Source organism: Streptomyces sp. NPDC047079, from assembly GCF_040643755.1.
Classification (GTDB): Bacteria; Actinomycetota; Actinomycetes; order Streptomycetales; family Streptomycetaceae; genus Streptomyces.
Genome location: NZ_JBEYUZ010000003.1, coordinates 58927 through 77274, shown reverse-complemented (window position 1 = coordinate 77274; position 18348 = coordinate 58927). Strand labels below are relative to the sequence as shown.

Here is an 18348-nt window from a genome sequence, read left to right as displayed (position 1 = left end):
GGTTTGTGGTGCGGTGCTTCCGGACGATCGCACTCCGGTGATGCGCGCTGCGTGCATACACCGGTTCCCGGCCCTGGCACATCCGCCGTACGGGCGGGATCTCGTCGCTCGAGCGATTGCCGTCCCCCACGGGCGGCAATACGTAACGGTATGTCGAGCCGCGGCCAGGAGGCTGGAGCATGAGCATCTGGTGGTCACTCCAACTGCGGCGCGAGGCTGCGAGCGTGCCGCTCGCCCGACGGCTCCTGATGGGCACGATGGAGACCGCGGGCGTCGACCCGGACATTTCCTACGACCTCTCCGTCGCCCTGAGCGAGGCCTGCGCCAACGCGGTCGAGCACGGCGGCGACACCGCCCGCGGCGGCATGTCGGAGGCGTACCGGGTCACGGCGTATCTCGACGGCGAGACGTGCCGCATCGAAGTCGCCGACTCGGGTCCGGGCTTCCCCGTCGGCAGATCCCGTTCCGTGACCCTGCCGAGCTGTACCGAGGCGGAGCACGGCCGGGGCCTGTGCCTCATCGAGGAGCTCGCCGACCACGTCCACATCGGCAACGCGCCGGGGCGGGACGGGGCGGTGGTGAGCTTCGACAAGATCCTGAAGTGGAAGAAGGGCTCCCCGCTGGCGGTCGTATAGCCCCCGAAGGCGCCGCCGGCCCTGAGGTGCCGGCGGCCGTCAGGGTCCGGACGTCTCCTCCAGCACCCGCCCGAGCACCTCCAGCGCCTCCGCGTACGCCCGGTCCCGGGGCGTGCCGTAGCCGATCACCAGCCCCTGCGGCCGGTCCCCGTCCGACGGGTGCCAGTGGTCCCCGAGCCGCCCCACCGCGAGCCCTTCCTCCTCGGCCCGCGCCACCACCGCCTTCTCGTCGGGAACATCGACGAGCGCGTGCAGCCCGGCCGCGATCCCCCGCACGTTCCAACGCGCCCCCAGCCGATCGACGAGCTGGTCGCGACGGCGCCGGTAGCGCAGTCGGCAGGCGCGGATGTGCCGGTCGTAGGCATGGCTGTCGACCATCTCCGCGAGAGCCAGCTGCCCGATGGACTCGGTGTGGTGATCACTGTGCAGCTTGGCGTCGGCCACCGCGTCCACCAGATACGGCGGCAGCACCATCCAGCCCAGCCGCAGCGCGGGCCCGAGCGTCTTGGAGGCCGTGCCCAGGTACACCACGTGGCCGGGAGCCGTCCCCTGGAGCGCCCCGGCGGGCTGCCGGTCGTAGCGGAACTCCCCGTCGTAGTCGTCCTCGACGACCAGCCCGCCCCGCGACCGTGCCCAGTCTGTCAGCGCCCGCCGCCGCTCGGGGTGCAGGGTCACCCCGGTCGGGTACTGATGGGCCGGCGTGACCACTACGGCCGCCGCCTCTCCCACGCTCCCGCTCAAGTGCCCCGCGCAGGCGCCGCGTTCGTCCACGGCGAGCGGCACGACATGCCCGCCGTTGTGCCGCACCACGTCCCGGTGGAACGGCAGCCCGGGGTCCTCCATCGCGATGTCCGCGCCGTCCAGCACCCGCGTGAGAAGGGCGAGGCCCTGCACATACCCCGACGTGATCACTATGCGTTCGGGCGGCGCGATCACGCCCCGCGCCCGTCCCAGGTACCCGGACAGCGCCGTGCGCAGTTCGATCCGGCCACGTGGGTCCCCGTAGTCGTACGCACGCGAGGGTGCCGTCGCGATCGCGCGGCGCAGCGCCCGCAGCCAGGCCGCCGCCGGGAACGCCCCGACGTCCGGGCTGCCGGGCCGCAGGTCGAGACGGGGAGCACCCGCCCGGGGAGCTTCGCCGCCCTCCGCGGGCGTCTGGGAGGGAAGCCGGGCGACCCGGGTTCCCGAGCCCTGGCGGGCCGTGAGGTACCCCTCGGCCACCAGCTGGTCGTACACCGCCTTCGCCGTGCCGCGCGAGACGCCGAGGTCGGCCGCGAGCCGGCTCATCGCGGGCAGCCGGGTGCCGGGTGCCAGCCGACCGTCCCGCACGGCGTCCCGCAGCGCCCGCTCAAGCCCCGCCCGGCGCCCTTCGGCCGCCTCCGGCCCACGGTGCTGATCGACGCCTATCCCGGCCCAGAAGCCGTCGACGGAACGAGGCTCCGTGTCCCCCATTGCCATCCCCCCGTAGCTCATGCGAAAGGCCGGGCGCCCACCGCCGAACGGTTACCCGGCCCTTCCCGTCCCTATCAGCCCTTCAGGGACGCCATCCACGCCTCGACCTCGTCGGAGCGCCGCGGAAGGCCCGCCGACAGGTTCCGGTTGCCGTCCTCGGTGACCAGGATGTCGTCCTCGATGCGGACACCGATGCCGCGGTACTCCTCCGGGACGGTCAGGTCGTCGGCCTGGAAGTACAGACCCGGCTCGACCGTCAGCACCATGCCCGCCTCCAGCGTGCCCTCCACATACGTCTCCGTGCGCGCGGCCGCGCAGTCGTGGACGTCCATGCCGAGCATGTGGCCCGTGCCGTGCAGGGTCCAGCGGCGCTGCAGGCCCAGCTCCAGGACGCGCTCCACCGGGCCCTCGACCAGACCCCACTCGACCAGCTTCTCGGTCAGCACCCGCTGGGCGGCATCGTGGAAGTCGCGGTACTTGGCGCCCGGCTTCACCGCCGCGATACCGGCCTCCTGGGCCTCGTACACGGCGTCGTAGATCTTCTTCTGGATCTCGCTGTAGGTGCCGTTGACCGGCAGCGTGCGGGTGACGTCCGCCGTGTAGTACGTGTGCGTCTCCACACCCGCGTCCAGCAGGAGCAGGTCGCCGGAGCGGACCGGGCCGTCGTTGCGCACCCAGTGCAGCGTGCAGGCGTGCGGGCCCGCCGCGCAGATGGAGCCGTAACCGACGTCGTTGCCCTCGACGCGGGCCCGCAGGAAGAACGTTCCCTCGATGTAGCGCTCGGAGGTGGCCTCCGCCTTGTCGAGGACCTTCACCACGTCCTCGAAGCCGCGCACGGTCGAGTCGACGGCCTTCTGCAGTTCGCCGATCTCGAAGTCGTCCTTGACCAGGCGGGCCTCGGAGAGGAAGACGCGCAGTTCCTCGTCGCGCTCGGCGGTGACCTTGTCGTGCAGCGCGGCCTCGATGCCGGCGTCGTAGCCGCGGACGACGCGGACCGGGCCGCTGGCCTCCTTCAGCTTCTCGGGCAGCTCGCGCACGTCCGACGCGGGGATGCCGTACAGCTGCTCCGCCTCGGCGAGCGAGTGGCGGCGGCCGACCCACAGCTCGCCCTGGCCGGAGAGCCAGAACTCCCCGTTCTCACGGTCGGAGCGGGGCAGCAGGTAGATCGTCGCCTTGTGGCCGCTCTTCCCGTCCGGGGAGGTCGCCGGCTCCAGGACGAGGACGCCGTCCTCGGTCTGGTTGCCGGTGAGGTAGGCGTACTCGACGGAGGCGCGGAAGGGGTACTCGGTGTCGTTCGAGCGGATCTTCAGATTGCCCGCGGGGATCACCAGACGCTCGCCCGGGAAGCGTGCGGACAGGGCGGCGCGGCGGGCGGCGGTCTCGGCGGTCTGGGCGATCGGCCGCAGGTCGTGCAGCTCGGTGTCGGCCCAGCCGGACTTCATGTTCTCGGCCAGCTCGTCGGAAACGCCCGGGTACAGGCCGTTCTTGCGCTGCTTGATCGGCTCTTCGGTCTCGTCCGGGGTCGCCGGAGTGAGCTCGTCCGCCACGGTCATCCTCCTTGGATACGGCACTGGGCCCCCACCATCGTACGGTCGTACAGAAGGGGGCCCAGGGTCGGAGCGCCTCTTACCGAAGGCAGCCGTGGCCTCACTCGAACCGCGCCGCCAGCAGCACCACGTCCTCCGTGCTGTCCGCCTCGTCCAGGCCGTCGGGCAGCACCGTGCGCAGCACATGGTCGGCGACCGCGCCCGGATCGGCGCGCAGCGGCCTCGGCACGCCGGCGGCCGCCGCGCGCAGCCGGGCGAAGGCGCGGTCCAGGGAGTCTCCGGTGCGGCGCAGCAGCCCGTCGGTGTACAGCAGGACGGTTTCGCCTGGCTCCGCGGTCAGCTCGATGCTCGGCGCCTCCCAGCAGGCCAGCATCCCGAGGGGCGCCGACAGGGAGGTCTCGACGAACTCGGTGCGCCGCGGGCCGATCACGAGCGGCGGGCTGTGTCCGGCGCCGGCGAGCGTGAGCCTGCGCAGCGCGGGCTCGCAGTACGCGAACAGCGCGGTGGCGCAGCGCGCGGGCTCGGTGAGCCTCAGCAGCAGCTCCAGGTCGGACAGGACCGCCACCGGGTCCTCGCCCTCCATCACGGCGTAGGCGCGCAGAAAGGCCCGCAGCCGTCCCATGGCGGCGACCGCGCCGGGCCCGGACCCGGTCACGGAACCGACCGCGAGGCCGAGCGCGGCATCGGGCAGCGGCAGCGCGTCGTACCAGTCGCCGCCCCCGCGGGGACCCGTGCGGCGGCGAGCCGCCAGCTGGACGCCGGCGACCCGTGGCAGCCGGGTGGGCAGCAGCTCCTCGGAGATCGTCGTCAGGCACGCGCGCGTGCGCTCGATCTCGACCATTCGCGCCACGTGTTCGGTCGCGTAGCGGGCGTACAGGCCGACGAGGTGGCGCTGGCGTTCGACCGGCTCGGCGGGTTCGTCGTAGAGCCACACGGCGGCGCCGATACGGCCGGCCGCGTCGCTGGACAGGGGGAGCGCGTAGCTCGCCGCGTAGCCGAGCCGGGCGGCCACCTCGCGGTGGCGGGGGTCGAGCCCGTCCTCGGAGAACAGGTCCGGCTGGGCGATCTCGCGCTCGCCGCCCGGCAGTCCGTCGAGGATCCTGCCGTACGACAGGGCGCTGCGCGGCACGGTCTCGATGTGCCCGAGATCGGCGCGGGCGAGGCCGAGGCCCATCGTGGTGTCGGGGCCGAGGCCATCGCGTGGCTCCAGTACGACGAGACCGCGCCGGGCGCCCACCAGGGCGGCTCCGGCGCGCAGCAGTTCCTGGAGCGCATCGGCGAGTGAGTCCGTGCGCGCCAGGCGTTCGGTGAGTTCGTGGAGGGTCGTCAGATCGGAGACCCAGCCGGCGAGCCGGTCCTGGAGTAGGGCTCCGGGCCCGGCGGGGGCGGTGAGGGCGGCCGAGGGACCACCCGTGACGGCAGGCGTCGGCGCGACAGTGTGTGCGGGCGGGGGAACCGTTGAATCGATTCCGGCCACTTTCGGAGGGTGAGGGGCGTTCATGGCGTCCGGCTTTCGAACCGGTGCGTATTGCTCGATAGCATCGCAAACCCCCATGTCAATCTGCGCCGCTAGCGGTGTCTCCACATGTACACGCACTCGTGAGGGGATGTCCAGCATTGTCCTGCTGGGATTCCTGGTGTCCGTGGGGCTTGCTTACTCTCTTGCGTGAAACCAAAGTTGGCTCAAAACTGCCTGGGGTATCGGGCCATTGCGGTCGACTGGCCCTGTTCGACGGAGCGTCACAGCGGTCGTGATGGGTACGTACTCGGTGAAGGCCAGGGGTGGTTGGGGATCACCCGGAACCTGGCGCCGGACCCGGGCGTCTTAACCACCGACGACCGAGCCCCATCCTCCCGTGGCGGAGGCGGCGAGTAAGAGCGGGACGGCAAATCGCCAGGCGCCGCCACCCCACGCCATGCCCATGCTTGTCCATGGGCGCACTATGGACGCGGACTCAGCCAACGCTCGGCCCATGGGGTTCCCCTTGTCCGCGACAAGGGTGTGATGCGCCAGTAGGTACGCACAGTGAAGTGATCGACACATGGTGTGATGTGGCCCTCGGTGTTGCCAGGCGTGCAACGGAAAGGAACGAGCGCTCATGCGCGAGATCCTCGGAAGGCGACGCAGGCTCCTGTCCAGGCGGAGCGACGGGAAGCCCGAGCTGATCAGCGCGGCCCTGACCTTCGCGACCGAATGGCAGTGGCCCGTTCTCCCGGGTGTGGCACCCGACCCCCAGGGACGTGCCCGCTGCGGATGCCCCGATCCGGAGTGCACGGTGCCCGGAGCGCACCCCTTCGACCCCGGACTGCTGGCGGCCACCATCGACGAGCGCATGGTGCGCTGGTGGTGGACCAACCGCCCGTCCGCACCGATCGTGCTGGCCACCGGGGGAAGGGCGCCGTGCGCGGTGAGCCTGCCCGCCCTCGCGGCCTCGCGCGCCCTAGCCGCGCTCGACCGGAAGGGCATGCGTCTCGGCCCGGTCGTGGCGGGGCCGCACCGCTGGGCGATCCTCGTGGCGCCGTACTCCATGGAACAACTGGGCGAACTGCTCTACGCGCAGGACTTCGTCCCCGGCTCGCTGCACTTCCACGGCGAGGGCGGCTATCTGGCCCTCCCGCCGTCCGAGACCGGCCACGGACAGATCCGCTGGGAGCGTGCCCCGCTGCCCGGCTCCGCCTCCCCCTGGGTCCCGGACGTGGAGGCCGTCGTGGACGCAGCCGTGGAGGCCCTCACTCGTAAGGGTGTGAGCGCCCCCGAGTTGTAGGGGCGTCGGGCGCGCGCCGAACCGGGCGCCCGTGATCGGCGGATATCTTCGCCCTCATGCTGATTGGTCCTGGGGGACACGGGAAACGGGCGCTCGGCCCCGGAGAGGACACGCAGGGGCCCGGCCTGCCCGACCCCCGGGGGCTCCGGCTGCTGGCGCTTCTGGGCGTGGTCGCGGCCGTGGCCGCGTTGCCGCTCACCGTGGCCTCCGCCGGACCGGTCGGCGAAGCGGACCGGGCCTCGGCCCACACGCCCGCGCACGACGACGCGAAGCGGTCGGTCTCCGCGCGTTCCCCGCTGCTGCTGGGCCCCCATCTCGCCACCGCCGTCCGCTGCGGATCCCCGCTCTCCTCCGGCGACGGCATCGAGGCGCAGACATGCGTGCTGATTCGGGAGGGGGACATCTGGGCGCGTACGTACTACCGCAACGCCAGCGGCGAGCGCCTCGGTTCCGTCCTGAGCCTCATGGGGCCCGACGGGCGCACCGTCGAGATGCACTGCGTGGTCGCCGCGGCGGACGACCCGAAGGCCTGCGAGACACCCCGGCAGCACCTGACGGGCGACCCGGGGGCGTATGCGGCGGTGGCGGAGTTCGCCCGGGGTGACGGGGGTGGACCGCTGCTGCTGCGCAGCGGGAGCGAACGGCCCGAGTCGAGCGAGCGGTAACCCGCCCGCCGCTGAAGGCATTTGAAGGCCGTGCGCGACGGAGTGCGCACACGTGCCACATGGAAAGACCCGGTTGCTGGCGACGGGGGATGCACCAGCAACCGGGCTACTGGAACGGTAACAAGAGATCGGCGGTTCGCAAATTCGATGTCGGCTATTCGGACAGGGATTTACCTGTCGCGACGGCGACTTGTGACGGGAGTCACCTGTGCGGGGCGCCCCGGGCCGCCTGACCGGTCGGTCAGGCGGCGGCGGTGCGTCAGCTGAGCGTCACCTGCCGGTTGGTCAGCCCGCCGCGCGCCCGGCGCTCGTCCGCGGTGAGCGGTGTGTCCGACGCCAGGGCGGCGGCGAGGCGCTCGGCGAACTCGGCGGCCGGCTTCTCGATGTCCTGCGCGCTCACTTCGCTCGGCAGGTCCCAAACCGGCACCGTGAGCCCGTGTGCTCGGAAGGAGCCGACCAGACGGGTGCCTTCGCCGAGGCTCGACTGCCCGGCCGCGTGCAGCCGTGCGAGAGCGTCCAGAAGCCGCTCCTCGGGGTGTGGCATGACCCACCGCAGGTGGTTCTTCTCGGGGGTTTCGCACCAGTAGGCGGCGTCGACGCCCTCGAGCTTCACGGTCGGGATGGCAGCGGCGTTGGCCCGCTCCAGGGAGGCGGCCACCTCCGGCGTCGCGTTCTCCGCGTCCGGGACCCAGAACTCGAAGCCGCTGTGCACGACCGGCTCGAAGGGACCCTCGGGGTCCAGCAGATCCTGGAGCCGCGGTCCGTCGGCGGGTGCGCGGCGGCCCTGGACCGGCGTGCCCGGCGGGGCGGACAGGGCGCGCTGGAGTGTGTCGGCGAGGTCGCGGCTGATGTCACCCGACGCCGTGTCGTTCTGGAGGCCGAGCAGGACCGAGCCGTCGTCGCGGCGCAGGGCCGGCCACGCCATCGGCAGGACCGTGACGAGCGTGACCGAGGGGACCTCCTCGGGGAGTTCGTCCCTGAGCTTCAGCTCGACTGTCGCCGCGGGCACCAGCTCGCGCAGCGCGATCCAGTCGCACTCGCCCGGAAGCCCCTCGAACGGGCGCTGCACCAGCTCGGTCACCGCGTGCGCGGCGGCCCGGCCGTGGCAGGCCTTGTAGCGGCGGCCGCCGCCACAGGGACAGGGCTCACGGGCGCCGACGACCGGGATCTCATCGTCCGTGAGCTGCGGGCGCTTGGCCTTGGTCTGGGGTCGCTTCTTGGCCATCGTGGGTGTCTCCCGGTTACGGCTCGTTTCGTACGGGCGCGAGCCTAGCCGCTCCCACGACGCCCGACGGGATCCTGTGGACAACGCACCGGGGCGACCTTGAAGCGGTGCTCCGTTCCAGGTCGGAGGGTGCCGGGCGGGCGGGTGCCGGCCGCCTTCTCCGGGCCCGGCCGCCCGCCGGGCGAAGGGGCGTTTCCGGCCGTTCGGATTCCGGTCGGCGGGGGTCCGCGACAGCGGCCTTCCAGCTGTCCCGATCCTTGTCGGGAGCGTTCGTGGGCGTGTCGGCTCCCGGTACCGTCTCAGTCCAGATCGTCGAACGCGTCCGCGAAGCCCAGGCCGGGGATCTCCGACACGGAGGGGGCCGTGACACGCGTAGCGAAATCGTCGCGCCGGTGCGCCGAGCCGATGTCGTCCTGGACGACCACCCAGACCGTGACCTCGCCGTGGACGTCGTCCCGGACGCCCCAGTCCTCGGCCAGGGCCGTGATGATGTTCAGTCCGCGGCCGCCGTGCGCGGTGACCGACGGGGTCGAGGGGACCGGACGGGTGGGGCCACCGCCGTCCGTCACCTCGACCGTGAGCCGACCGGAGGCGTCGACGCGCCACGCGGCGCGTACGTCCCCGTCTCCCGGCAGGCGGTCGCCCAGTGGTCTGCCGTGGCGACACGCATTGCTGAGCAGTTCCGAAAGGATCAGTACGGCATCGTCGATGACCGATTCCGCCACGCCACCGGTTCGCAGTTGATCGCGCATCCGATGTCTTGCTTCCCCCACGCCCGCAGGACCATGGGGTACGGCCATGCTCGACGACGTGGGCACCTCCTGTGCCACCACCAACGCCACCCCCGAGACCTCCTTCGCCCCACGCCACGGTGTGAATGCCCCATGGGAATGGCCTGGAAACCGGACCGTGCACCTGTGCTGACGCACCGCTAACGGTCGAACACGGAGCGAACGCGCCGGTGCACACCCCGTCACCAGTTGGCTGGTTTCGGTCCCTTATGCGGCGGAATTCCCGGCGCTTCACAGGCGAGGGAACCCCGGGCGTGTGCCTCAGGCGGCGCAGCCCCAAGGGGCCCAGGCGACGCAGTCCCCGGGAAGCCTCAGGCGATGGCCTCCCCGGCGGGTCCGACGCGCCGGCTTGCCCGGCGTGTGGCAGCGCGCACCGCTCAGCGGCCGAGCTGGTGCAGCACCGCGCGCGGGCGGTTGGTGATGATGGCGTCCACGCCCAGCTCGAGACAGAGGTCGACGTCCTCGGGCTCGTTCACGGTCCACACATGAACCTGGTGGCCGACCCGCTTCAGCCGCTGGATGTACGTGGGGTGGCTGCGCACGATCCGCATCGAGGGGCCCGCGACCCGGACGCCCGCGGGCAGCCGTCCGTCCCGCAGCCGGGGCGAGAGGAACTGCAGCAGATAGACCGTCGGCAGGTTCGGGGACGCGGACCGTACGCGGTGCAGCGAGCGGGCAGAGAAGCTCATGACCCGCACCGTCGACTCGGCCGGGGACGCCGGGGCGTCCAAGCCGAATCGCTTCAGCAGGACCAGCAGCCGCTCCTCCACCTGGCCCGCCCAGCGCGTCGGGTGCTTGGTCTCGATCGCCAGGTCGATGGGGCGCCCGGCATCGGCGACGAGTTCGAGCAGACGCTCCAGGGTGAGGACGGAGGTGTCCTCGGGGTCCTGCGGACGGTGCTCCCAGTCGGGCTCCTCGTCGCTCCTCTTCCAGGAGCCGAAGTCCAGGGTGGCGAGGTCGGCCAGCTCCAGGGCGGAGACCGCGCCGCGGCCGTTGGACGTACGGTTGACGCGTCGGTCGTGGACGCAGACGAGGTGCCCGTCCGCGGTCAGCCGGATGTCGCACTCGAGGGCGTCGGCACCGTCCTCGATCGCCTTCTTGTACGCGGCCAGGGTGTGCTCGGGGGCCTCTTCTGAGGCTCCGCGGTGGGCGACCACCTGGACCAGGTGCTGTCGTGCGTGGGTCACCGCGTCATGGTGCCACCGTCAAGGGGAAGGCGTGGGATCGGGAGGCGACGCGACGGTATCGGCGAGGTGTCGGGGATGCAGATTTTTGTTCGGACTGGTCCGATATAAAGGGAACGGGCGGACCCACAGCCGCCGCTTATGGTGCCCTGACGTCCCGTGGGAAAAGCTTGACGGCGTACAAAAGACTGGCATAGGTGAACGCGCCCGGCGTCTCGCAGGGTGAGCGCATGCGGCCGAGTGCGACCCATTGGAACAGCCGTGGAACGAGGAGAAGAGCTGTGAGCACCGAGAACGAGGGCACTGCGGTACCCCCGGCCCCGTCTGCACCTCCCGTGCCGGTGGACGCTCCCGCTTCCGCCTCGGGCGCGGCTCCCGGGGCGCACGCGTCGTCCGCAGCGGCGCCCGGCCCGCACGCGGGGAGCACTCCGCCCCCGGAGTACGCGCCGAGCGCCTCCCAGCCGGAGAGCGCGCCGACCGCGCAGTTCCCGCCCATGCCTCCGGGGCAGCCCGGCACCCCCTCGGCCGCCGCGGGCTGGCCGCCGCCTACTCCGGTCGTCCCCGGCGATGCGGGCGGCGGCGGTGCGGCCGGCGTCTGGGGCGCCTCGTACCAGGAGCCGGCCCCGAAGCCGAAGAAGGGCCGTGGCGGCATGGTCGCTGCGATCCTCGTCGCCGCGCTGGTCGCGGGGGGCGTGGGCGGCGGCATCGGCTACCAGCTGGCCAGGAACGACGACTCCGGCTCGACGACCGTGTCCGCCGCCACCAGCGGCGGCGACGTCAAGCACGACAACGGCTCCGTCGCGGCCGTGGCCGCCAAGGCCCTGCCGAGCACGGTGACCATCGAGGCCGAGAGCACCAATGGCCAGGGCGGCACCGGCACGGGCTTCGTCTTCGACACCCAGGGCCACATCGTCACCAACAACCACGTGGTCGCGGACGCGGTCGACGGCGGCAAGCTCACGGCGACCTTCCCCAGCGGCAAGAAGTACGACGCCGAGATCATCGGGCACGCGCAGGGCTACGACGTCGCCGTGATCAAGCTCAAGAACGCCCCGTCGGACCTCAAGCCGCTGCCGCTCGGCGACTCCGACAAGGTCTCGGTCGGCGACGCGACGATCGCGATCGGCGCCCCCTTCGGTCTGTCCAACACGGTGACCACGGGCATCATCAGCGCCAAGAACCGGCCGGTGGCCTCCAGCGACGGCAGCTCCTCCACCAAGGCGTCCTACATGAGCGCCCTCCAGACGGACGCCTCGATCAACCCGGGCAACTCCGGCGGCCCCCTGCTGGACGCCCAGGGCGCGGTCATCGGCATCAACTCGGCCATCCAGTCCACGGGCAGCAGCGGCCTCGGCGGCAGCGGCCAGTCCGGTTCGATCGGCCTGGGCTTCGCGATCCCGATCAACCAGGCCAAGTACGTCGCCCAGCAGCTGATCAAAACGGGCAAGCCGGTCTACGCCAAGATCGGGGCCTCCGTCTCGCTCGAGGAGAACAGCGGCGGGGCGAAGATCAGCGACCAGGGCGCGGCCGGTTCCGCCGCGGTCGAGCCGGGCGGCCCGGCGGACAGGGCGGGCCTCAAGCCGGGCGATGTGATCACCAAGCTCGACGACAGGGTGATCGACAGCGGCCCGACCCTGATCGGCGAGATCTGGACCCACAAGCCGGGGGACAAGGTCTCCATCACCTACGAGCGTGACGGAAAGTCCCACACGGTCGACGTGACCCTCGGCTCCCGCGCCGGCGACAGCTGAGCCCGCAGGCCCGCGACATCGGTTCGTCACCGCGGGTTCGCATCCCACCGACGCCGCAGGTCATCGACGTGCTGGTCAGAAGGGGTGCCTCTCGCTGAGGGGCACCCCTTCGGCGCGGGTCCTGAGGGGTACACCGGGGCGACGCCGAAACTCCGCGACACAAGGCTCCGTATGTACCGCATGTACCGCCTCGGCACGCTCATCCCTCCACAGCCGCTGCCTGCAGGCCGAGGCCGCATCCTGGGCGAGCAGGATCTTGAACAAGTCCTGTTCGGGTGCGGCTAGTTCGCCGAGGCCGTCGGGGAAGACGTCTCCATCGACGCCGACACGTGGGCCGACACCCACCTACGTGGTCGCGGCTACGCGGGCGCCGTGACGGCGGAGGTGAGCCGGGCCGCGCAGGCCGCGGGCGCGAGGGAGGTCGTCCTGTTCGCGGATCTGTCCAACCCCACCAGCAACGCTGTCCACCACCGCCTCGGCTATCGCACGCTCACCGACCGGGCCGTGTACGACTTCTCATATGCCGCACCGGAAGCCGGTTGAGAACCCCTGGGCGTGAGGCGCCGGCGGTCCAGCGAGCGGCGAGGCATCGGCTCCATCCGCCGGGGCTTCCACCCTCGACGGTACCCAGGCCCGGCAACGGAGCCAGTGGACCCCGTGTGGACCATGGCCCCCGCGCAAGGCGTGAGGCCGGTAGGCTGTAGCCGCTCCGCCCCAGGTGGGACGGGGCCCAGGTGGGTTGCCCGAGCGGCCTAAGGGAACGGTCTTGAAAACCGTCGTGGCGCAAGCCACCGTGGGTTCAAATCCCACACCCACCGCGCAGGTCGACGGCCCCTGACCAGGCATGACGGTCGGGGGCCGTGGTGCTGGGCGCCGCCCGCTCGCCACCGTGTCTCCCCGTGGCCTCCCGCCCGGTCGGGCACGCGAGAGGCACGCGCGAGGCACGGCCTGAACGCGGCTCGAGAAGATCCGCGGGACGGCGGACGCCGTCGGCTACCGGTTGGTCGGAATCTCGCAGACGATCTCTCGCAGTGAGCGGCGGGCACCACGATGTCCGCCGTCTCCACGGGCCGCCCCTGGTCGCTGCACTCAAGTGTCGGCGTCCTTGGTCTGTTCGGGGTGCGCCGCCGCGTTCACCCCAAAATAGTAGCCATGGACATAGTAGCCATGTACTCTATCCGCCATGGGTAAGGTTTCACCGGGCCCCACGCCCGGCTTCCTGGTATGGCGGCTCGCCAACAAGTGGCGCGTCGCGGTCGATCGCGCGGTGGCTCCGCTGGGTCTCACACACGCGCAGTACGTACTGGTCGCGTCGCTGTACGGCATGCAGCGCACCGGTGAGCGGCCCAGCCAGCGCCGACTCGCCGACCACACCGGCCTGGAGGCGCTGTACGTCTCGAAGCTGGCGCGAGCCCTGGAGTCGGCCGGTCTGATCGAGCGCACCCGCGACCCCCGCGACCCCCGTGCCGTACAGCTCGCCCTCACCGAGCAGGGCCAGGCCATCACGCGGCAGGCCATCACGGTGGTCCAGGCACTGCTTCAGCAGTTGCTGGAGCCGCTCGGCGGCCTCGACGCCCCGCGAACGCGCGCGTTCACCGACGAGCTGACGACCCTGCTCGACGTACCTCTCACTCCATCCGTACCGAACGACGACAGCACTCAGGGGGCAACATCATGACCACCACTGCATCCACCACCGAACCCGTCGCCGGCGCCCGCACCCTCGCCCTGGCCCACTACGCCGCCCGCGGCGTGCTGGAGCACGTCCTGGCCCGACACGGCATCACGTTCCAGCAGCAGGTCGCCCTGCGCGCCGCCCTCACCACCGACGCCCCGCAGACGCCGGACGATCTCGTCACCCAGGTCCAGGACTCCCTCAAGGCCGCTCCGGCCGACATCCGCGCCACTGTCGACGAGTTGCTGGCCAAACAGCTGCTCGTCGCGGACGGGGCGCACCTTCGCCTCACAGATGCAGGGCGCGCGCTGATGGCCGCCGTCGGCGCGGAAACCGCCCCCGTCAGCGCCCGCATCTGGGGCGGGATACCCGCCGCGGACCTGGCCGTCGCCGGCCGCGTCCTCACCCTGGTCACCGAGCGCGCCAACGCGGAGCTCGCGGCGCTGACCGCCTGACCGCTGATCATCTTGCTCAACGCAAGTGATCCACCAGACGTCCCCTTCTTCGTCATCACCGCCTCGGCGAACCACTCACCGACCAAACACAACGACGTTGAAGTGCGCATTAGCATGTGCAGGTCACCGGAGGGGGAGCATGGTCGAAGTGAGGCACACGTGCCCACATTGCGGACACGGTATAGGCCGGCTGATGCGCGTCAAGGACGAAGGCGTTTCCAACTGCGCGCGTTGCCACAAGAGTGACTGGTCCCGCCGGTTCCCGTTCCCTGCGTCGGATCCCCACCGGCGCAGCAGGCGGCTCGGGAAGCACGCCGTGCAGAACTGAACGCGCTCTTCTCCGACTGGTTGTCACGCAACGAGCAGTCCACCCGTGACAAGATCCCCGAGCGCATCACCCTGCCCCCGCCACGACGCCCGGAGATGGAACGGGAGCGACTTGTCCAGCATGTCCGCGACAGGAAGCCCACCGAATCCAACGCTGCTCAGAACACGAAGAACAGAGCGAAGAAGAGCCTCCTGACCTACGGAGGCCTGGTGGTAGGGCTTGTGGCCTGGTTCGCCATCGTCGCGGGGGCGCTGGCGGGGACCAGGTCAAGGCCGCATCCGCCAAGCCAAAAGCGTTGCCTGGCGTGACCGCCTCTCCTTCGGCCACATCCTCCTCGCCCCTCTCCGCGTCTCTGTCGCCTTCACAGAAGCCGCCTTCCACGGCGTCGGTGAGCGACTACCAGGACTGGAACCTTGCAAAGGCTGTGGCAGACGCCCACAAGCACCACGTCAGGTCGGTGACGTACACAGACCTGAGCGACCTGGACCGTAATCCGGTTCACCTCGGTGACTGGAAGGTGTGCTCTCAATGGCCTGATGCTGGGGCCAAGAGCAACGGGACTGTCACGTTCGCGGTTCTGAAGACGAACGAGGCGTGCGCCTATCCGCCGCTGCCCGACTCCGGTGACGACTCGTCCTCGAACGGCAGCTCTGGCTCCAGCTCGGGCGGAAGCACGTCGACGGCTGCCGGCCCGTCCTCCTCGGGCAGCTCCACCACGACGCAGTTGTGCAGTATCCGATCCAACGCCGGTAACTGCTACCACGCCGGCGAGTTCTGCCGGAAGCTCGACGTGGGGGCGACGACCACGGACGCAGCAGGGCGTGAAATTACCTCGGGTCCGAGTCGGCGAACAAGCGGAACGATGGTGCCTTGATGCCGGCGTGCGGAGGAGCGAAGGCAGGCCCCTGCGCCGGGTCAGGCTCGCTGCCCCGTCATCCGTGCCGCCGACGCGACCGTCGAGCGGGCCTCGCGCTGGGTGAGGCCGGTGCGGATCGCCGCGTCGACCAGGGCGGGGGCGAGGTCGGGTCCGATGCCGTTCTCGTATGCCCGGCAGGCGGCCCAGAAGAGGCGGGTGTTGCGCTGGCCCTCGTGCGCGGCGAGGACGAACTGGACCAGGCCCTGGCCGTGCCGCCCGGTCGACGAGGGTGCGGGGTGCCGGCTGCGGGGCGGGGGCGTGAGCAGGTGCAACAGGGCGGGCGGGCAGGGCGCGGGCGCCAGGTGCGCGGTGCCCGGCGCCGTGCCGTAGGAGCCGTGCTCGGTGCGTGAGCCGGGGCCGACCAAGTAGCCGCCGGCCCCCCGGACGTCGATGCCGGGGGCCAGACGGCTCGCCGAGTTGGGGACGACGACGTCCGGCGGCCCGCTCAGCCACAGATGACGTCCGCCGCTCGGGGTCAGGACGACGACCGTCTCCGGGATGGTGAACAGATGGCGCAGTGCCAGTTCGCGCAGTGCGGCCGAGGAGTCCGTGCCGGACTTGGTGTCGAGGTCGATGCCGATCAGATGGTGGGGGTGCAGGCCGCAGGCGATGCCGTAGCCGGTGGCCCAGGGCGCCGCGGCGAACAGCGCGCGGATGCGGCGGGGGTCGGTCGTGGCGTCGTAGACCCCGTGGCCGAAGCGGCCGCACTCGCCGTGGCACATGCGGGCCGCCGGATCGGGGTCGTCGCGGTGGGGGGAGCGCAGGGCCGGAAGCTTCGTCCGGGACAGTGGGATCACCGCGAGTCCACGCTCCGCGGCGGACAAGGCGTGGGCGAGGGCCAGGGTGGTGGCCTGCCGGTCGATGGTGGCCATGGCTCCATGTTCGTACGTACGTTCGAAAAAGGGAAGAGGGGGGCGGGTGCCCGGCGGGTGTCGCCGAGACGGCTTCCTCCCTTGGGGTGTACGGGATCCGGCGGCCTTGACCGGCCAACCGTCCGGTCCGCCGACGAGAAGTGTCGCGAAAGGGGTTTATCGATTGATCCTCACGCTTGCGGGCGAATCGCGGCTTCAGGGGTGATTCGCCGGTGATGCGGTGGGCAACTCTGGAGTCGCGACGTCGTGCACTGTCCGAGGCGGTCGGCCAACTGCCTTGGGAACAGCCGTACTTCACGTACGCATCGGCGATCCGGCCGACACGTACAGGGTTCTGGAGGAAACACATGGCAAGCATCCGTACCGCCCGCGTCCTCGCCGCCGTCGCGGCCCTGCCCCTTGCGGCCGCCCTCTTCACGGGCGTCGCCTCGGCGGACAACGGCGCCTTCGCGGACGACGGATCGAACGCGGCGGCGGCGAGTATCACCGGCAGCGGCGTCGGCCGCGACAACAACGGAAACTCGTCCACCACACAGCAACAGGCGGTCGGCACCGGTGCCTCGAACCAGAGCAACACGGCCCAGGTGAACCGCTCCGCGTTCACGGCCATCAACCAGCGGAGCCAGACCGTGCTCATCCACTTCACCCGCCTGTGGTGAGCGGGGGGCCGATGCGCCGTCGTCGGCCCTGATGTCCGCCTGGGTGCTTTCTTGGGTCATCACACGTCCGCGCGGCGGTACTCCGGTACCGTCGCGCGGTCGTTTTCCGGCGCTCACGCGCGCGTGCCCCCCGGGCTTCCCCGGGGTGCCGCTCCCTTGACAGCCATCATTAGCTGACGGAAGGTCACAGAAGCCGTGCTCCCGGAGAGAGGAAGCCGATGAGTGACGCGGGCGAAGCCGCGTTCGCCGCGCGGCTGAAGGCGTACCAGGGCCGGCCCGCGGCCGTCGCGGGTGCCGGCAAGGACCGGGTCCAGGCCCCCGTGATCCGGCCCTGGTGCGAGGCGATGGGCGACACCAACCCCGCGTACACCGGTCCGGACGCCATCGCCCCGCCCACCATGCTCCAGGCGTGGACGAAGGGCGCTCTCTCCGGACACGCGGTACGCGCGGGGCGTACGGCGAGCGGCCCAGCGGTACCTGAGCGCGAACGGGCTGACTCCCGAGGCGTTCGACCAGGTGGCCGTGGTGGACCGCGGGTACGCGGCGACGAACCCGGGGGCGTATTTCCACCGCTTCGTCGCCGCTTTCGGCTGCCCCGGTACTCGTCCCTCAGGGGGGAACCCTCAGACACCGGCCCCGGCCCGTCCACCTTCAGGAGGTGGGGACGACCCCCCGCATACAACCTGAGGGGGAGGCCGCTTCGGGACCTGCGGCCGATCCGCGGCAATGGGCGGCGAACCTAGCGTGGAGCCATGACCACACCCGTCTGCACCAGCGCTCCGAACGTCGCTGCATCAGCGAGGCAGACCCTTCCCTACCCGTCGTTCTCGTCGTACGTCAAGGCGCGCCAGCCGGTGCTGCTGCGTACCGCCCGGTCGCTGACCGCGAATCCGAGCGACGCGGAGGACCTGCTGCAGACCGCCCTGGCGAAGACCTATGTCGCGTGGGACCGGATCGAGGACCACCGCGCGCTCGACGGGTATGTGCGCCGGGCGTTGCTCAACACGCGGACCTCGCAGTGGCGCAAGCGCAAGGTCGACGAGTTCGTCTGCGACGAGCTGCCCGAACCGGAGGGGATGCCCGCCGCGGATCCGGCCGAGGAGCAGGCGCTGCACGACGCCATGTGGCGGGCGATAATGAAGCTTCCCGCACGTCAGCGGGCGATGGTCGTCCTGCGGTACTACGAGGACCTGAGCGAGGCCCAGACGGCGGAGGTGCTCGGCGTCTCCGTCGGCACGGTGAAGTCCGCGGTGTCCAGGGCCCTGGGCAAGCTCCGTGAGGATGCCGAACTGGAGCCGGTGCGTTGGACATCACGGCCCGGACACTGATCGATCATCCCGGGGAGTAGTGACATACCACGCGGTATGTGCGCAGAATCAGCGCAACCCCCTACTACCGCTTAGGCAACGTCGCCCCGGGAGGACGCCG

General features: G+C 71.2%; 16 protein-coding genes, 1 tRNA gene and 3 pseudogenes. 11 read left to right on the top strand and 9 right to left on the bottom strand.

Translation table 11 applies throughout. From position 1 onward, the window contains the following. Positions 1-179 precede the first annotated feature (179 nt). Positions 180-635: an ATP-binding protein gene (locus tag ABZ823_RS05190; protein WP_361653812.1), complete on the top strand. Its 456-nt coding sequence runs from the start codon at positions 180-182 to the stop codon at positions 633-635. Between the two features lie 39 nt (positions 636-674). On the opposite strand, the gene ABZ823_RS05185 is transcribed toward ABZ823_RS05190, so the two are convergent. From ABZ823_RS05185 to ABZ823_RS05175, 3 genes are all read right to left on the bottom strand, one after another. Beyond that, positions 675-2087, bottom strand: coding sequence for a PLP-dependent aminotransferase family protein (locus ABZ823_RS05185; protein ID WP_361653810.1), 1413 nt, complete (start codon positions 2085-2087; stop codon positions 675-677). A 74-nt stretch (positions 2088-2161) separates the two neighbouring features. Then, positions 2162-3640: an aminopeptidase P family protein gene (locus ABZ823_RS05180; protein WP_361653808.1), complete on the bottom strand. Its 1479-nt coding sequence runs from the start codon at positions 3638-3640 to the stop codon at positions 2162-2164. 94 nt (positions 3641-3734) lie between these two features. Then, positions 3735-5252 carry a PP2C family protein-serine/threonine phosphatase gene (locus ABZ823_RS05175; protein WP_361653806.1) on the bottom strand — a complete coding sequence of 506 codons (1518 nt, stop codon included), beginning with the start codon at positions 5250-5252 and terminating at the stop codon, positions 3735-3737. 481 nt (positions 5253-5733) lie between these two features. Between ABZ823_RS05175 and ABZ823_RS05170 the strand changes: the two genes are divergently transcribed. Then, positions 5734-6399: a bifunctional DNA primase/polymerase gene (locus ABZ823_RS05170; RefSeq protein ID WP_361653804.1), complete on the top strand. Its 666-nt coding sequence runs from the start codon at positions 5734-5736 to the stop codon at positions 6397-6399. Between the two features lie 56 nt (positions 6400-6455). Then, positions 6456-7064, top strand: coding sequence for a hypothetical protein (locus tag ABZ823_RS05165; protein ID WP_361653802.1), 609 nt, complete (start codon positions 6456-6458; stop codon positions 7062-7064). Between the two features lie 259 nt (positions 7065-7323). Here ABZ823_RS05165 and ABZ823_RS05160 read toward each other — a convergent pair whose 3' ends face one another. The 3 genes from ABZ823_RS05160 to ABZ823_RS05150 form a co-directional block, all read right to left on the bottom strand. Continuing rightward, complete coding sequence (locus ABZ823_RS05160) at positions 7324-8289, bottom strand: DUF5926 family protein (RefSeq protein WP_361653800.1); 966 nt, start codon at positions 8287-8289, stop codon at positions 7324-7326. 299 nt (positions 8290-8588) lie between these two features. Beyond that, a complete protein-coding gene (locus ABZ823_RS05155) occupies positions 8589-9089 on the bottom strand; it encodes an ATP-binding protein (protein ID WP_361654742.1) in 501 nt (166 codons plus the stop codon). Positions 9090-9457: 368 nt separating this feature from the next. Then, on the bottom strand, positions 9458-10267 hold the full coding sequence (locus tag ABZ823_RS05150) for a glycerophosphodiester phosphodiesterase (RefSeq protein WP_361653798.1): 810 nt from the start codon (positions 10265-10267) through the stop codon (positions 9458-9460). A gap of 278 nt (positions 10268-10545) precedes the next feature. Here ABZ823_RS05150 and ABZ823_RS05145 point away from each other — a divergent pair, with 278 nt between their 5' ends. The 3 genes and pseudogenes from ABZ823_RS05145 (at position 10546) to ABZ823_RS05135 (ending at position 12833) form a co-directional block, all read left to right on the top strand. Continuing rightward, the gene (locus ABZ823_RS05145) at positions 10546-12015 is read left to right on the top strand and encodes a trypsin-like peptidase domain-containing protein (protein WP_361653796.1); all 1470 of its coding nucleotides are present in this window, start codon (positions 10546-10548) and stop codon (positions 12013-12015) included. Positions 12016-12147: 132 nt separating this feature from the next. Continuing rightward, a pseudogene (locus tag ABZ823_RS05140) lies at positions 12148-12558 on the top strand (GNAT family N-acetyltransferase); the annotation flags it as partial. A 190-nt stretch (positions 12559-12748) separates the two neighbouring features. Next, positions 12749-12833, top strand: a tRNA-Ser gene (locus ABZ823_RS05135). Between the two features lie 175 nt (positions 12834-13008). On the opposite strand, the pseudogene ABZ823_RS05130 reads toward ABZ823_RS05135, so the two are convergent. Continuing rightward, positions 13009-13100, bottom strand: a pseudogene (locus ABZ823_RS05130) (GntR family transcriptional regulator); the annotation flags it as partial. A gap of 98 nt (positions 13101-13198) precedes the next feature. Here ABZ823_RS05130 and ABZ823_RS05125 point away from each other — a divergent pair. Together ABZ823_RS05125 and ABZ823_RS05120 are read left to right on the top strand one after the other, a co-directional pair. Next, positions 13199-13693 (top strand): MarR family transcriptional regulator, encoded by a 495-nt coding sequence (locus ABZ823_RS05125; protein ID WP_361653794.1) that lies wholly within the window; start codon positions 13199-13201, stop codon positions 13691-13693. Then, positions 13690-14145 carry a MarR family transcriptional regulator gene (locus ABZ823_RS05120; RefSeq protein ID WP_361653792.1) on the top strand — a complete coding sequence of 152 codons (456 nt, stop codon included), beginning with the start codon at positions 13690-13692 and terminating at the stop codon, positions 14143-14145. The genes ABZ823_RS05125 and ABZ823_RS05120 overlap by 4 nt, the downstream gene beginning before the upstream one ends. Before the next feature lie 928 nt (positions 14146-15073). Here the strand turns inward: ABZ823_RS05120 and ABZ823_RS05115 are convergent. Together ABZ823_RS05115 and ABZ823_RS05110 are read right to left on the bottom strand one after the other, a co-directional pair. Continuing rightward, positions 15074-15217, bottom strand: a complete 144-nt coding sequence (locus ABZ823_RS05115) for a hypothetical protein (protein ID WP_361653790.1) — start codon at positions 15215-15217, stop codon at positions 15074-15076. 171 nt (positions 15218-15388) lie between these two features. After that, the gene (locus ABZ823_RS05110) at positions 15389-16261 is read right to left on the bottom strand and encodes a bifunctional DNA primase/polymerase (RefSeq protein ID WP_361653788.1); all 873 of its coding nucleotides are present in this window, start codon (positions 16259-16261) and stop codon (positions 15389-15391) included. Positions 16262-16608: 347 nt separating this feature from the next. Between ABZ823_RS05110 and ABZ823_RS05105 the strand changes: the two genes are divergently transcribed. From ABZ823_RS05105 to ABZ823_RS05095, 3 genes and pseudogenes are all read left to right on the top strand, one after another. Further along, entirely contained in the window at positions 16609-16920 is a 312-nt protein-coding gene (locus tag ABZ823_RS05105; RefSeq protein WP_361653786.1) for a hypothetical protein, read from the top strand. A gap of 218 nt (positions 16921-17138) precedes the next feature. Continuing rightward, positions 17139-17369, top strand: a pseudogene (locus ABZ823_RS05100) (hypothetical protein); the annotation flags it as partial. 303 nt (positions 17370-17672) lie between these two features. Continuing rightward, positions 17673-18248 (top strand): SigE family RNA polymerase sigma factor, encoded by a 576-nt coding sequence (locus tag ABZ823_RS05095; protein WP_361653784.1) that lies wholly within the window; start codon positions 17673-17675, stop codon positions 18246-18248. The last annotated feature ends 100 nt before the right edge of the window (positions 18249-18348 follow it).

Bases quoted from the DNA above. Each gene is read 5' to 3' on its own strand.
- ABZ823_RS05190 (WP_361653812.1), top strand. From the start codon at position 180: ATGAGCATCTGGTGGTCACTCCAACTGCGGCGCGAGGCTGCGAGCGTG.
- ABZ823_RS05185 (WP_361653810.1), bottom strand. From the start codon at position 2,087: ATGGGGGACACGGAGCCTCGTTCCGTCGACGGCTTCTGGGCCGGGATA.
- ABZ823_RS05180 (WP_361653808.1), bottom strand. From the start codon at position 3,640: ATGACCGTGGCGGACGAGCTCACTCCGGCGACCCCGGACGAGACCGAA.
- ABZ823_RS05175 (WP_361653806.1), bottom strand. From the start codon at position 5,252: ATGCTGGACATCCCCTCACGAGTGCGTGTACATGTGGAGACACCGCTA.
- ABZ823_RS05170 (WP_361653804.1), top strand. From the start codon at position 5,734: ATGCGCGAGATCCTCGGAAGGCGACGCAGGCTCCTGTCCAGGCGGAGC.
- ABZ823_RS05165 (WP_361653802.1), top strand. From the start codon at position 6,456: ATGCTGATTGGTCCTGGGGGACACGGGAAACGGGCGCTCGGCCCCGGA.
- ABZ823_RS05160 (WP_361653800.1), bottom strand. From the start codon at position 8,289: ATGGCCAAGAAGCGACCCCAGACCAAGGCCAAGCGCCCGCAGCTCACG.
- ABZ823_RS05155 (WP_361654742.1), bottom strand. From the start codon at position 9,089: ATGGCCGTACCCCATGGTCCTGCGGGCGTGGGGGAAGCAAGACATCGG.
- ABZ823_RS05125 (WP_361653794.1), top strand. From the start codon at position 13,199: ATGGGTAAGGTTTCACCGGGCCCCACGCCCGGCTTCCTGGTATGGCGG.
- ABZ823_RS05120 (WP_361653792.1), top strand. From the start codon at position 13,690: ATGACCACCACTGCATCCACCACCGAACCCGTCGCCGGCGCCCGCACC.
- ABZ823_RS05110 (WP_361653788.1), bottom strand. From the start codon at position 16,261: ATGGCCACCATCGACCGGCAGGCCACCACCCTGGCCCTCGCCCACGCC.
- ABZ823_RS05105 (WP_361653786.1), top strand. From the start codon at position 16,609: ATGGCAAGCATCCGTACCGCCCGCGTCCTCGCCGCCGTCGCGGCCCTG.
- ABZ823_RS05095 (WP_361653784.1), top strand. From the start codon at position 17,673: ATGACCACACCCGTCTGCACCAGCGCTCCGAACGTCGCTGCATCAGCG.